Origin of the sequence: Streptomyces aidingensis, assembly GCF_900112355.1 — a bacterium.
Classification (GTDB): domain Bacteria; phylum Actinomycetota; class Actinomycetes; order Streptomycetales; family Streptomycetaceae; genus Streptomyces; species Streptomyces aidingensis.
The window spans coordinates 65840-79365 of the sequence record NZ_FOLM01000008.1 but is presented as its reverse complement, the minus strand read 5'-3'; the positions used below and the strand labels follow the sequence as shown (position 1 = coordinate 79365).

At 75.1% G+C, this 13526-nt stretch carries 9 protein-coding genes; all 9 read right to left on the bottom strand.

What is annotated here, in order from left to right:
* Nucleotides 1-13: 13 nt before the first annotated feature.
* Nucleotides 14-3055, bottom strand: coding sequence for a helix-turn-helix transcriptional regulator (locus BM242_RS15700; protein ID WP_093839461.1), 3042 nt, complete (start codon nt 3053-3055; stop codon nt 14-16).
* 233 nt (nt 3056-3288) lie between these two features.
* The gene (locus BM242_RS15695; protein ID WP_093839460.1) at nt 3289-3468 is read right to left on the bottom strand and encodes a hypothetical protein; all 180 of its coding nucleotides are present in this window, start codon (nt 3466-3468) and stop codon (nt 3289-3291) included.
* Nucleotides 3469-4092: 624 nt separating this feature from the next.
* Nucleotides 4093-5601: an Asp-tRNA(Asn)/Glu-tRNA(Gln) amidotransferase subunit GatB gene (gatB, locus tag BM242_RS15690; RefSeq protein ID WP_093839459.1), complete on the bottom strand. Its 1509-nt coding sequence runs from the start codon at nt 5599-5601 to the stop codon at nt 4093-4095.
* A 46-nt stretch (nt 5602-5647) separates the two neighbouring features.
* Nucleotides 5648-5884, bottom strand: a complete 237-nt coding sequence (locus tag BM242_RS15685) for a hypothetical protein (protein ID WP_093839458.1) — start codon at nt 5882-5884, stop codon at nt 5648-5650.
* Nucleotides 5881-7377 carry an Asp-tRNA(Asn)/Glu-tRNA(Gln) amidotransferase subunit GatA gene (gatA, locus tag BM242_RS15680; protein WP_093839457.1) on the bottom strand — a complete coding sequence of 499 codons (1497 nt, stop codon included), beginning with the start codon at nt 7375-7377 and terminating at the stop codon, nt 5881-5883. Before gatA ends, BM242_RS15685 begins: the two co-directional genes overlap by 4 nt.
* Nucleotides 7378-7379: 2 nt before the next feature.
* Nucleotides 7380-7679 carry an Asp-tRNA(Asn)/Glu-tRNA(Gln) amidotransferase subunit GatC gene (gene gatC / locus BM242_RS15675; protein ID WP_093839456.1) on the bottom strand — a complete coding sequence of 100 codons (300 nt, stop codon included), beginning with the start codon at nt 7677-7679 and terminating at the stop codon, nt 7380-7382.
* 154 nt (nt 7680-7833) lie between these two features.
* A complete protein-coding gene (locus BM242_RS15670; protein ID WP_093839455.1) occupies nt 7834-9939 on the bottom strand; it encodes a putative bifunctional diguanylate cyclase/phosphodiesterase in 2106 nt (701 codons plus the stop codon).
* Nucleotides 9940-10147: 208 nt separating this feature from the next.
* The gene (gene ligA, locus BM242_RS15665; RefSeq protein ID WP_093839454.1) at nt 10148-12331 is read right to left on the bottom strand and encodes an NAD-dependent DNA ligase LigA; all 2184 of its coding nucleotides are present in this window, start codon (nt 12329-12331) and stop codon (nt 10148-10150) included.
* Between the two features lie 82 nt (nt 12332-12413).
* Nucleotides 12414-13505, bottom strand: a complete 1092-nt coding sequence (locus tag BM242_RS15660) for a methionine synthase (protein ID WP_093839453.1) — start codon at nt 13503-13505, stop codon at nt 12414-12416.
* Between the last annotated feature and the right edge of the window lie 21 nt (nt 13506-13526).

Genomic DNA, 13526 nt, shown 5'->3' with positions numbered 1-13526 from the left:
GGCCGCCGACGGCTCACGGTGTCCCGGTCAGACGCAGGCGGTGGGCGACGGCAGCCGCCTCACCGCGGCTGGACACCTCCAGCTTGGCCATGATGTTGGAGACATGGACGCTGGCCGTCTTCGGCGAGATGAACAGCTCCTCGGCGATCTGCCGGTTGCTCCGCCCGGCCGCCACCAGGGCGAGGACGTCCCGCTCGCGCGGGGTGAGACGGAACGGGGCCGGGGCCGCGTCCCGGGCGGCGGCGGGCGCACCCGGCCCGTCCGCCGCCGCCCGGGGCGCCGGCTCCCGCTCCGGGAGGAGGCCGCCGCGCGCGGCCAGCCGCCGGGACCGGTCCAGCAGCGGCCCGGCGCCCAGCTCCCCGGCCGCCTCCCGGGACAGCCGCAGCGGCCCGGCCGCCGCGGCCCGGTCCCCGGCGGCCAGCAGCGACTCGGCCAGGCCCGTGCGGGCCAGCGCCAGGTAGTAGGGGACGGACAGCGGTTCCAGCGCATCGGCCGCCGCCGCCCAGTCCGCCGGCCGGCCGCGGCCCTCCGCGGTGCGCAGCGCCGCGTCCACCAGCCTGCCGAAGGCCGCCCACAGCGGCTGCGCGGCGGACACTCCGTTCACCACGTCCCGGATGCCCGCCAGCGCCTCCGCCCGGCCGTCGGCCGCGGCGGGCAGGCCGCGCAGTTCGGCCTCGGCCCCGGCCACCGCCGTCAGCAGCTCCCAGAACAGGGTGGTGGTGAACGGCACCGCCGGCAGCGGCAGGGCCTCCAGGAACGCCTCCCGCACCCGGCCGATGTCGCCGTCCGCGAGGGCGAGTTCGATCCGCAGCCGGGTATGGATCAGGGCGAAGTCGGGAAGCAGGTCCCGCCCGGGGAGCGGCGCCACCGCGTCCGCCAGCAGCTCCGTGCCCCGCGCCGCGTCACCGCGCAGCGTCGCCTGGATGCCGGCCAGCAGCAGCCCGCTGGACCGGAGCCGCAGCACCGGGTGGCCGTGCACGACGGCCTCCAGGGCGGCTTCCGCCTCCTGCCACCGGCCCAGCATGAACAGAATCCAGGCCCGGTTGGTGGCCAGCCAGGGCAGGGCCTCGTCCAGCCCGTGCCGGCCGGCCAGTTCCTCGCTCTGCCGCGCCGTCCGCTCGGCCTCGGCCAGCCGGCCCACCCCGCCCAGGGTGGCGGTGAGGTTCACCATGGACCGCCCCAGCAGCGAGACATAGCCGCGCTCCAGCACCCGGTCCAGCACCGCCCGCATCTCCGCGGTGCCCTCCTCCACCCGGCCGGAATCGGCGCGCAGCGCGGCCAGGGTCAGCCGGGCGTAGAGCTCGGTGCTCTCCGTGCCGACCGCGCGGGCCAGGTCCACGGCCCGCCGGGCGGCCTCGAACGTCTCGGGGCCGCGCGACTCCTCCTGCATCTGGGCGGCGGCCAGCGCGAACACCTGGGCGTGCACGGTGGTGGGCGGCAGGCCGCGCAGCAGTTCCTTGGCGCGGCCGAGTTCGGCGAGGCCGTCCCGGCGGGAGACGCCGTCCACCTTCAGCCGGGAGCGCTGCATCCAGAACCAGGCGGCGCGCAGCGGGTCGGCCCGCTCGTCCAGCAGCTTCAGCGCCTGCCGGACCATGAGCTGGGCCCGGTCGGACTGGTCGGCGAGGACGCCGGCCAGCGTGGCCTCGGCCAGGATGTCCACCTGGTCGGCGGGGCGCGGCGGCCCGGACTCGGGATAGGCCCACAGCACGTCGACCGGGCGCAGCGCGGCCAGGGTGCCGGGCGGGGCGGCGTCCCACAGCTCCAGGGCCCGTTGCAGCAGATGGAGCTGTTCGGCGAAGGCGTAGCGGCGGCGGGCCTGGACGGCGGCGTCCAGCACGGCGGGCAGCGCCTTGGCCGGTTCGCCCGCGTAGTACCAGTAGCCGGCCAGCCGGGCCGCCCGCTGGTCGGCGCGGACCAGCTGCGGGGCGGCCTCCAGGGCCTCGGCGTAGCGGCGGTTGAGGCGGGCCCGCTCGCCCGGCAGCAGATCGTCCGTGACCGCCTCGCGCATCAGGGCGTGCCGGAAGCGGTAGCCGTCGCCGTCCTCGGTGGGGACCAGCACCTGGGCGCCGACCGCGTCGCGCAGCGCGGCCAGCAGCTCGGGCTCCGGGCGGCGGGCCACGGCGGCGAGCAGGCCGTGCTCCAGGGTGGAGCCGCCCTCGGCGACGATCCGCAGCACCTCCTGGGTCTCCTCGGGCAGTGCCTCGACCCGGACCAGCAGCAGATCGCGCAGCGATTCGCTCATCCCCCGCAGGCCGCCCCCGCAGTGCGCGGTCAGCTCCTCGACGAAGAAGGGGTTGCCCTCGGAGCGGGTGAAGACGGTGCGGGCCAGGTCGGTCCCGGGCTCGGTGCCCGTGATGCCGGTCATCTGCGCGGTCACCTCGGCCTGGGTGAAGCGGCGCAGTTCGATGCGGCGCACGCTGCGCAGCCGGTCGAGCTCGGCCAGGAACGGGCGCAGCGGGTGCCGGCGGTGGATGTCGTCGGTGCGGTAGGTGGCGACCAGGACCAGCCGGGCGTCCTGGACGGCGCGGAAGAGGTAGCCGAGCAGCTCGCGGGTGGAGCGGTCGGCCCAGTGCAGGTCCTCGACGGCGATCAGCAGGGTGCGGTCGGCGGCCAGGCGCTCCAGCAGCCGGGCGGTGAACTCGAAGAGCCGGGCCCGGTCCCCGGCCGCCTCGCGGGCGGGCTGCGGAAGGGACTCGCCGAGGCCGGGCAGCAGGCGGGCCAGCTCGGTCTCGCGGCCTGCGGCGGCGGCGGTGAGCGCGTCGGGGAACCGGCGGTGCAGCGAGCGCAGGATGGCGGCGAAGGGGGCGAACGGCAGGCCGTCCGAGCCGAGTTCGACGCAGCCGCCGACGGCCACGGTCGCCCCGGCGGCGGTGGCGCGGACGGCGAACTCCTCCAGCAGCCGGCTCTTGCCGAGGCCGGCCTCGCCGCCGATGACCACGGGCTGCGGCTCGCCGTCGCGCTCGGCCCGGGCCAGGGCGTCGGTCAGGGCGGTGAGTTCGGTGCCGCGGCCGACGAAGACCGGGCTGACGCTCTGCGGAAGCACGGCATCGAGCATCACATGCCACGGCCGGGTTCCGGAACGCCCCCGCCCGGAGAGCGAACGCCCGGCGAGTGCGGGTCCGGCGAGTGTGTGCGCCGGGACTGCGTGCCCGGACAGCGGGCGCGGAGCGCCGGCGGGGGTCCCGGCCGGCGCGGGGGCCGAGGGCAAGCCGTCCGGCCCGGGCGGCCCGGGCGGAACGGAAGGCCCGTCCGCTCCGCCCGGCCCGGCCGGGCCGGTGGCCGCCACGGTCAGGCGGCCCGGGTGTAGTCCCCCGTCCGCTGCCGCGTGGGGGGTCCGTCCTCGGCGGCGTCCTCGCCGCGCCTGCGGCGGCGGGCGGCACGGCGGGCCTCGCCGGCCCGGCGCGACTCGGCGGCCTCCCGGTGCAGCTGCTCGGCGCGGTGCTGGTGCAGGCGGTAGTGGTCGAACATGGTCGCTCCCGGTGGTCGGCGCTGGCTGCGGAGGTGCCGGCGGCGGTGGCCGCCGGCGTTTCCGCGGTCGGTGAGACCACTCTCCCGTCCCAGGCACCCCCGCCACATCGGGCGCCTGCCCAGTCTTCGCCCCTCCGGAAGCCTTAGTTCCGCGGTTCCGGGGAGACCGCCCGGGGACGGCGGGTGAGCCGCGCCACCCCGTGGACCCGCCGGTGCCTAAGGCCCTCGCGCGCCGCGGTTCCTTCGGGCCTAAGGCACCTCAGACGCCGCGCCGCGGTGCCGCGCGCTCCCCGCCAAGGCCCGCCGCCGGGGAGCGCGGGATGAGATGGCCGGCGTCGTGCGGAGCGTCAGGAGACGGGGCGGACGGTGACGGGGCGTGCGGGGGCCGGTGATCGTCGTCATGCCACGGACGCTGGGTGATCACGGTGCCGGGCCCCATCCGGGAGTTCCCCGATTCCGGGCAGGGATGTCCCTGCCGCTTCCCGGGGGCTGCCCCGGCCGCGGTCCGGGGCCGGCCGGGGCAGCGGGTGCGGGAAAACGGGTGCGGCACGGCACGTGCGGGTGCACGGCGGCGGACGCCGGGCGGGGTCCGCCGCCGTGCCAGATGTGCCGTGCGCGCCTGCGCTAGCCGGAGACGCCGAGGCGTTCCAGGATGAGCTGCCGGGCGCGGGCCGCGTCGGCCTGCCCGCGGGTGGCCTTCATGACCGCGCCCACCAGGGCACCGGCCGCGGCCACCTTGCCGCCGCGGATCTTCTCCGCGACGGCCGGGTTGGCGGCGATGGCCTCGTCCACCGCCGCGCCCAGCGCGCCCTCGTCGGAGACGATTTTCAGGCCGCGCCGCTCCACCACCTCGTCCGGGCCGCCCTCGCCGGCCAGCACGCCCTCGATCACCTGACGGGCCAGCTTGTCGTTGAGCGCGCCCTCGGCGACCAGCGCCGCCACCCGGGCCACCTGGTCAGGCGTGATCGGCAGCTCGGCCAGCTCCACGCCCTGCTCGTTGGCCCGCCGGGCCAGCTCGCCCATCCACCACTTGCGCGCGGCGGCCGGTTCGGCGCCCGCCCCGATGGTGGCGGTGACCGGATCCAGCGCGCCCGCGTTGAGCACGGACTGCATCTCGTGCGCGGAGATGCCCCACTCCTCGCGCAGCCGGCCGCGCCGCACCCGGGGCAGCTCGGGCAGGTTGCCGCGCAGCTTCTCCACCCACTCCCGGGCCGGGGCCACCGGCACCAGGTCGGGCTCGGGGAAGTAGCGGTAGTCCTCGGCCTCCTCCTTGCGCCGCCCCGGGGTGGTGGTGCCGGTGTCCTCGTAGAAGTGCCGGGTCTCCTGGACGATCTTCTCCCCGGCGGCCAGCACCATGGCGTGGCGCTGGATCTCGGACCGCACCGCCCGCTCCACGCTGCGCAGCGAGTTGACGTTCTTGGTCTCGCTGCGGGTGCCGAAGGTCTCGGTGCCGTGCGGGCGCAGCGACAGATTGACGTCGCAGCGCATCTGGCCGCGCTCCATCCGGGCCTCGGACACGCCCAGCGCCCGGATCAGCTCGCGCAGTTCGGACACGTACGCCCGGGCCACCTCCGGCGCCCGGGCCCCGGCCCCGGTGATCGGCTTGGTGACGATCTCGATCAGCGGGATGCCGGCCCGGTTGTAGTCGAGCAGGGAGTGCGAGGCGCCGTGGATCCGGCCGGTGGCGCCGCCGATGTGGGTGGACTTGCCGGTGTCCTCCTCCATGTGGGCGCGCTCGATCTCGACCCGGAACACCTCGCCGTCCTCCAGCTCGACGTCCAGATAGCCCTGGAAGGCGATCGGCTCGTCGTACTGGGAGGTCTGGAAGTTCTTCGGCATGTCCGGATAGAAGTAGTTCTTCCGGGCGAAGCGGCACCAGTCGGCGATGGTGCAGTTCAGGGCCAGGCCGATGCGCACGGCCGACTCCACGCCGGTGGCGTTGACCACCGGCAGGGCGCCGGGCAGGCCGAGGCAGACCGGGCAGGTCTGGGTGTTCGCGTCCGCGCCCACGACGGTGGCGCAGCCGCAGAACATCTTGGTCTTGGTGCCCAGCTCGACATGGACCTCCAGGCCCATGACGGGGTCGTAGGACGCCAGCGCGTCCTCGAAGGACACCAGCTCGGTGACGGTCACGACGGGATACCTCTCACATCAGTGGGTCGGCCGGTCAGTCGGCCGGTCAGTCGGCCGGCGCCTCGGCGGCGGTGCCCTGGTTCCGGCTCATCCGGCGCAGCTCACGGCCGATCAGGGCGACTCCGGTGACGATCGCGGCGGCGGACACCACGGCGTCGGCGAGCTGGAGCCTGTCGCGCTCACTGCGGGCGGCGCGCAGCTGCTTGACCACGCTGACCGCGCCGAACAGGGTGGTCCCGAGCGACAGATACGTACCGGCCTTGGACTTGGGCTTCTTGCTCATAGTGCGGGTGCCTCCTCAAGGATCGGGTGACCCCAGCGTGCCTGGAAGGCGGCCTCCACGGCCGCCCCGACACGGTAGAGCCGGTCGTCGGCCATGGCCGGGGCGATGATCTGGAGCCCCACCGGGAGACCGTCCTCCGGGGCCAGGCCGCACGGCAGGGACATGGCGGCGTTGCCCGCCAGGTTCGCCGGAATGGTGCACAGGTCGGCCAGGTACATGGCGACCGGGTCGTCGACGCGCTCGCCGATCGGGAAGGCGGTGGTCGGGGCGGTGGGCGAGACCAGCACGTCGACCCGGCCGAAGGCCGCCTCGAAGTCCCGGCTGATCAGGGTGCGGACCTTCTGCGCGCTGCCGTAGTAGGCGTCGTAGTAGCCGGAGGACAGGGCGTAGGTGCCGAGCATGATGCGCCGCTTGACCTCGGCGCCGAAACCGGCCGCCCGGGTGAGCGAGGTGACCTCCTCCGCGGAGCGGGAGCCGTCGTCGCCGGTGCGCAGCCCGTAGCGCAGGCCGTCGAAGCGGGCCAGGTTGGAGGAGCACTCGGAGGGGGCGATCAGGTAGTAGGCGGCCAGGGCCTTGGTGAAGGACGGGCAGTCCACCTCGGTCACCTCGGCGCCCAGTTCGCGCAGCAGCTCCACGGCCTCGCCGAAGCGCTGCATCACGCCGTCCTGGTAGCCCTCGCCCGAGAGCTGCTTCACCACGCCGACCCGCAGCCCGGCCACCGAGCCGTTGCGGGCGGCCTCGACCACGGGCGGGACCGGGGCGTCGATGGAGGTGGAGTCCAGCGGGTCGTGGCCGGCGATCGCCTCGTGCAGCAGCGCCGTGTCCAGCACGGTGCGGGCGCAGGGGCCGCCCTGGTCCAGGGAGGAGGAGAAGGCGATCATGCCGTAGCGGGAGACGCCGCCGTAGGTGGGCTTGACGCCGACGGTGCCGGTGACGGCGGCGGGCTGGCGGATGGAGCCGCCGGTGTCGGTGCCGATGGCCAGCGGGGCCTGGAAGGAGGCCAGGGCGGCGGCCGAGCCGCCGCCGGAGCCGCCGGGGATGCGGGTGAGGTCCCAGGGGTTGCCGGTGGGTCCGTAGGCGCTGTTCTCGGTGGAGGAGCCCATGGCGAACTCGTCCATGTTGGACTTGCCGAGCACCACAATGCCGGCCGCCCGCAGCTTCCTGGTGACGGTGGCGTCGTACGGCGGCAGCCAGCCTTCGAGGATCCTGGAGCCGCAGGTGGTGGGCACGCCCTTGGTGGTGAAGATGTCCTTCAGCGCCAGCGGCACACCGGCCAGCGGGCCCAGCTCCTCGCCGGCGGCGCGCCTGGCGTCCACCTCGCGGGCCTGGGCCAGGGCGCCCTCGCGGTCCACGTGCAGGAAGGCGTGCACCTTCTCGTCCACGGCCTCGATGCGGGCCAGATGGGCCTCGGCGGCCTCGACGGCGCTGGTCTCGCCGGCCGCGATGCGGGCGGCGAGCGCGGCGGCGGTGAGCCTGGTCAGTTCGCTGCTCATCCCTACTGCTCCTCCCCCAGGATCTGCGGCACCTTGAACCGCTGCTGCTCCTGGGCGGGCGCCTGGTCGAGCGCCTGCTCGGGGGTCAGGCCGGGACGGACCTCGTCCGGGCGCATGACATTGGTCAGCGGCAGGGGGTGCGAGGTGGGGGGTACGTCCTCCTCGGCGACGTCGGAGACGGCGGCGACCGCTCCGATGATGGCGTCGAGCTGGCCGGCGAAGTGATCGAGCTCCTCGCGGGACAGCTCCAGACGCGCCAGCCGGGCGAGGTGGGCGACCTCCTCGCGCGTGATGCCAGGCATGTGGCGATCCTCTGGTGAGTCAGGTCGGGTGGTCTGGAATGCCCCCCATCCTAGGCGCCGCGGCCTGCCCGCCGCGCCCGCATTGGCGGCGGGGCCCGCTCGGCCCCCGCGACCGCAGCACGGCCGGGAGCGGGCCGCGGGCCGGGGCGGCGCGTCAGGGGCCGGCGCGGCGGGCGGGCGGGGCGGCGGTGGCCCCGGAGAGCGGCGGGGGGCCGTCGTGCGCGGCGTCGGTGCGGCGGGCCCGCAGCCAGGCGGTGGTCTCGGCGGCGGGCATGGCGGGCGAGACCAGCCAGCCCTGCACCGCGTCGCAGCCCAGGTCGCGCAGGCGCTCCCAGGTCTGGTCGTCCTCCACGCCCTCGGCGACCACCACCAGCCCCAGGGAGTGGGCCAGGTCCACGGTGCAGCGGACGATTTCGGCGTCCTCGGCGTTTCTGGCCAGCCGCGCCACGAAGGAGCGGTCGATCTTCAGCTCGCTGACCGGCAGCCGGCGCAGATGGGAGAGCGAGGAGTAGCCGGTGCCGAAGTCGTCCAGGGACATGCGCACGCCGTGGCCGGTGAGCCCGGCCAGGGTGTCGGCGGCCTGCTGCGGGTCCTCCAGCATCACATGCTCGGTGATCTCCAGCTGGAGCGAGCCGGCCGGGACGCCGTGCCGGGCGAGCCGGGCGGCGACCGCGCCCGCGAAGCCGGGGGTGTGCACATCGCGCGGGGAGACATTGACCGCGACCGGGACGGTGATGCCCGCCTCCCGCCAGCGGGCCACCTGGCCGAGTGCCGTCTCCAGCACATACTCGGTGAGCCGGGGCATCAGCCCGGAGGTCTCGGCGAGCTCGATGAACTGGTCCGGCGGCACCCGGCCGCGTACCGGGTGTTCCCAGCGGAGCAGCGCCTCCAGGCCGGCGACCCGGCCGTCGAAGCCGACCTTGGGCTGGTAATGCAGGGTGATCCGGCCGGTGTCCAGGGCGCGCCGCAGATCGCCCAGCAGACCGAGGCGGCCGGGGGTGTTGATGTCCCGGCTGGGCTCGTAGACCTCGGCGCCGGCCCGGTTGCGCTTGGCGGTGTACATCGCCACATCGGCGCGGCGCAGCAGCCCCTCGGGCTCGGTGGCGTGTTCCGGGTAGACCGCGACGCCGGCGCTGGCCTCGACCACCAGGGGCATGCCGTCGAGTTCCAGCGGGGCGGCGAAGGAGGCCAGGATCTCCCGGGCGGCGCGCTGGGCGCTGGTGGCGGAGGCGACCGTGGGCAGCAGCACGGCGAACTCGTCCCCGCCCAGCCGGGCGGTCTCGGCGTCGCCGGGCAGAGCGCGCTGGAGGCGGTCGGCGATCCGCAGCAGCAGCCGGTCCCCGGCGAGGTGGCCCAGGGTGTCGTTGACCCAGCGGAAGCGGTCGAGGTCGATCAGGACCAGGGCGCAGCGGCTGCCGGTGCGCTCGGCCTCGGCGAGCGCGACGCGGGTGCGGTCCAGCAGCCAGCGGCGGTTGGGCAGTCCGGTGAGCGGGTCGAGCAGTTGCTCCTCGGCGCGCACCCGGGCGATCCACAGGGTGGAGTCCAGGGCGATCAGCGGCACCGCGAACAGCGGCACCAGCACCGGCTTGTGCACGGCGACCACCACGATCAGCGGGGCGATGCCGAGCAGCGCGACGCCGACGGAGCCCTGGCGCAGCAGCGCGGCGCGGTACGGGCCGGGCGGCCGGCCCCCGCCGGGCGGGGCGAAGCAGAGCCAGAGCAGGGCGCGGGTGACGCCGAGGTAGACCAGCGCGGTGCACAGCAGCGCGGGGATCGCCGCCGCGTCCCATCCGGCGGGCAGCCAGGGGCGGGCCACGCTGGGGTGGCCGCCCCACAGGGCGAGCACCAGCGCGGCGGCGCCGATGCCGGTGATGTCGGCGGCGCCGTGCAGCAGGGCCTGCGGCCGGCGGTGCCGGCGGACGGTGCCGACCAGGGTGACCACGGCCAGGCTGACCAGGGCGGCCGGCACCCAGCCGTAGAGCAGCAGCATGGCCAGGGTGAGGGCGGCGCCGGAGCCGCTGCCGCCCCACCAGCGGTCCCGGCCGAGGGCCACCAGGTGGCCGACGATGATGCCGGTGAGCACGGCCAGGGCCCAGCCCTGCTCGGCGCCGGGGAACAGCGCGGTGCCGTCGGCGATCAGCCTTATCGCGCCGAGGAGGACGGCCAGGGCGGCTCCGCCGATCAGCGCGGTGCCGAGCCACCGGGACCGGGCAGCCTGGTCACGCGGCGGGGCGTGACGCCCCGGGGCTGGTGACTGCATGCGGGCCTACCTCTCACGGCGACACCTGCCCGCGTCCCGGCAGGCACTTGACCCCACATTAGGGCGCGGGCGGCTGCCTTTGGCACAGATCTCCAGGGCTTGGGGAAATCTGTGAGGTCACTGACTACTGGACGGGAAAATGCCTGGTATATGCCTTCTCGTTCCCGCTCGGCAGCCATGACGAACCCTCGGTCGGTCGTTCGAGTGATCACTCGTCAGAGGGAGCTGCTTCCTCCTCCGGAGGGTTGACGGCGGCGTCCCGGGCCGCCTCCGGCCCTTCGGTGAGCAGCACCCGCAGGCCCGCGTCGTCCAGCACCGGCACCTTGAGCTGGACCGCCTTGTCGTACTTGGACCCCGGATTCTCCCCCACCACCACAAAGGCCGTCTTCTTGGAGACGGAGCCGGTCACCTTGGCCCCCCGGGACTGGAGTTCCTCCTTGGCCCGGTCCCGGGTGTAGTCGGCCAGGGTGCCGGTGACCACCACCGTCAGCCCGTCCAGCGGGCGGGGGCCGGCCTCCTCCCGGGCCTCCTCGGCCATCCGCACCCCGGCGGCCCGCCAGCGCTCCACGATCTCCCGGTGCCAGTCCTCGGCGAACCAGTCCTTGAGCGAGGCCGCGATGGTCGGCCCCACGCCCTCGGTGGCGGCGAGTTCTTCCTCGTCCGCCGCCATGATCCGGTCCAGCGAGCCGAACTCCCGGGCCAGCGCCTCGGCCGCCACCGGCCCGACATGACGGATCGACAGCCCGGCGATGATCCGGGCCAGCGGCCGTTCCCGGGCGGCGCGCAGCGACTCCAGCATGGCCAGGGTGTTCTTCTTGGGCTCGCCGGCCTGGGTGGCGAACACGCTGGCCACCTTGGGCTCGCCGGTCTCCGGATCCCGCTTGGGCAGGCCGGTGTCCTGGTCCAGCACATGCGCCCGGATCGGCAGCAACTGCTCCACCGTCAGCTCGAACAGCCCCGCCTCGTCCCGCAGCGGCGGCTCGGCCGGCTCCAGCGGCTGGGTGAGCGCGGTGGCCGTGACATAGCCGAAGTTGTCGATGTCCAGGCAGCGGCGGCCGGCCAGATAGAACAGCCGCTCCCGCAACTGGGCGGGGCAGGAGCGGGCGTTGGGGCAGCGCAGATCGACATCCCCCTCCTTCATCGGCTTCAGCGGGGTGCCGCACTCCGGGCAGTCGGCGGGCATCACGAACTCCCGCTCGGTGCCGTCGCGCAGATCGGCCACCGGGCCCAGGATCTCCGGGATGACATCCCCCGCCTTGCGCAGCGCCACGGTGTCGCCGATCAGCACGCCCTTGGCCTTGACCACGTCCTGGTTGTGCAGGGTGGCGAACTCCACCTCTGAGCCGGCCACGGTGACCGGCTCCACCACGGCGTAGGGGGTGGCCCGGCCGGTGCGGCCCACGGACACCCGGATGTCCAGCAGCCTGGTGTTGACCTCCTCCGGCGGGTACTTCCAGGCGATGGCCCAGCGCGGGGCCCGGGAGGTGGAGCCCATCCGGCCCTGGAGCGGGATCTCGTCGACCTTGACCACCACACCGTCGATCTCGTGCTCCACGGCATGGCGGTGCTCGCCGTAGTAGGCGATGAACTCCCGCACCTCGGCCAGGGATGCGGCCACCCGGCCGGCCCGGGCGGTGGGCAGCCCCCAGCCGCGCAGCAGGTCGTAGGCCTCGGACAGGCGGTCGATGGCGAACCCGCGGCGGGCGCCGATGCCGTGCACCACCAGCTGGAGCGGGCGGGAGGCGGTGACCTTGGGGTCCTTCTGGCGCAGCGAACCGGCCGCGGCGTTGCGCGGGTTGGCGAACGGCTTGTCGCCCGCCTCCACCAGCCGGGCGTTGAGCTCCTCGAAGCGCTCCATGGGGAAGAACACCTCGCCGCGCACCTCCACCAGCTCCGGCACCCGCTCCCCGGCCAGCCGCAGCGGCACGTCGTCGATGGTGCGGACGTTGGGGGTGATGTCCTCGCCGGTGCGGCCGTCGCCCCGGGTGGCGGCCCGGACCAGACGGCCGTGCTCATAGGTGAGATTGACGGCCAGACCGTCCACCTTCAGCTCGCAGAGGAAGTGGTACGGGATGCCGTCCAGTTCCTCGGCCACCCGGTGGGCCCAGGCGTCCAGCTCCTCGTCGTCGAAGGCGTTGTCCAGGGAGAGCATCCGCTCCCGGTGCTCGACGGAGGTGAATTCCGTCGCATAGGCGCCGGCGACCTTCTGGGTGGGCGAATCCGGTGTGCGCAGCGCGGGATGCTCCGCCTCCAGGGCCTCCAGTTCCCGCAGCATCCGGTCGAACTCGGCGTCGCTGATGACGGCGGTCTTCACGTAGTAGCGGAAGCGGTGCTCCTCGATCTGCTCGGCAAGCTGCTTGTGCCGCTCCCGCGCCCGCGCGGGGACGCCCATCTCTCCACCGGCCACGTCTCGTCTCCCGTCGGCTCGTCGGCTCGCGCCTGTCGGCTGCATCCCTCAACGACGTCACCCAGGGTCACACTGGGTCGTCGACCAGAGTCCGGGCGGCGCGGGCGCAGTGCTCCAGGGCGGCCCTGGCGCAGGCCGGGGAGGCCCCCGCCAGCCCGCACGACGGGGTGACCACCACCGCACCGGCGACCGACTCCGGGGACAGCCCCAGCCTGCGCCACAGCGTCCGGACACCACTGACGGTACCGGCCGGGTCCGACAACGGCCCCGTGCCGTCCGCGGCGGTGCTGCCGTGTCCCGGCAGCACCCCGGCGAAGAGCGCCACCCCGGCCTCCACCGAGGCGGCCACCGCGTCGTACTCACCCTCGGTGAGCAGAGCGAGGTCGAGGGAGACGGCCCGGAAGCCGGCCCGGCGCAGCAGGGCGAAGGGCGGCCCGGGCGCGCAGCAGTGCGCCACGGGCAGCACCTCCCCGCCAGGACCCCCGCCCGGTCCCCCGCCAGTACCCGTGCCCGCCACCGCGTCCAGCAGGCCGCGCAGCGTCTCCTCCGCCACCGCGGCGTCCACCGCCGGGTGGGTCCGGTAGCCGCTGGCGGTCCTGACCCGGCCGGCCAGCACGGCGGGCAGCGAGGGCTCGTCGAGCTGGAGCAGCAGCCGGGCCCCGGGCACCCGGCGGCGGACGTCGGCCAGATGCGCGCGCAGCCCCTCGGCCAGCGAGGCGGCCAGATCGCGGCAGGCACCGCGATCGCCCAGCATGGCCTCGCCGTTGCGCCGCTGCACGGCGGCGGCCAGCGTCCACGGGCCGACCGCCTGGAGCTTGAGCGGCCCGGTGAACCCTTGGGTGAACTCCTCCAGGGTGTCCAGGTCCTCGCGCAGCCAGGCGGCGGCGCGGCGGGTGTCGCGGCCGGGGCGGTCGGCGATCCGCCATCCGCTGGGCTCGTGCTGCACGGACAGCTCGGCCAGCAGGCCGGCGGTGCGGCCGGTCATGTCGGCGCCCGGGCCGCGGGCGGGCAGTTCGGGCAGGAAGGGCAGGCCCTCCACCGCGCCGGTGACCACCCGGACCGTCTCCCGGATGTCCGTGCCGGGCATCGACCCGGCCCCGGTGGCCGCTCCCGGCTGCCACGGAAACCGGCGGTCCGCGGTGGTACCGGCGCCGCCCATGCCTTCTGCGCTGTTCACGTG

What these genes read in the sequence shown, in the direction of transcription:
- BM242_RS15700 (WP_093839461.1), bottom strand. Translation starts at nt 3,055, where the DNA reads ATGCTCGATGCCGTGCTTCCGCAGAGCGTCAGCCCGGTCTTCGTCGGC.
- BM242_RS15695 (WP_093839460.1), bottom strand. Translation starts at nt 3,468, where the DNA reads ATGTTCGACCACTACCGCCTGCACCAGCACCGCGCCGAGCAGCTGCAC.
- BM242_RS15685 (WP_093839458.1), bottom strand. Translation starts at nt 5,884, where the DNA reads ATGAGCAAGAAGCCCAAGTCCAAGGCCGGTACGTATCTGTCGCTCGGG.
- gatA (WP_093839457.1), bottom strand. Translation starts at nt 7,377, where the DNA reads ATGAGCAGCGAACTGACCAGGCTCACCGCCGCCGCGCTCGCCGCCCGC.
- gatC (WP_093839456.1), bottom strand. Translation starts at nt 7,679, where the DNA reads ATGCCTGGCATCACGCGCGAGGAGGTCGCCCACCTCGCCCGGCTGGCG.
- BM242_RS15670 (WP_093839455.1), bottom strand. Translation starts at nt 9,939, where the DNA reads ATGCAGTCACCAGCCCCGGGGCGTCACGCCCCGCCGCGTGACCAGGCT.
- ligA (WP_093839454.1), bottom strand. Translation starts at nt 12,331, where the DNA reads ATGGGCGTCCCCGCGCGGGCGCGGGAGCGGCACAAGCAGCTTGCCGAG.
- BM242_RS15660 (WP_093839453.1), bottom strand. Translation starts at nt 13,505, where the DNA reads ATGGGCGGCGCCGGTACCACCGCGGACCGCCGGTTTCCGTGGCAGCCG.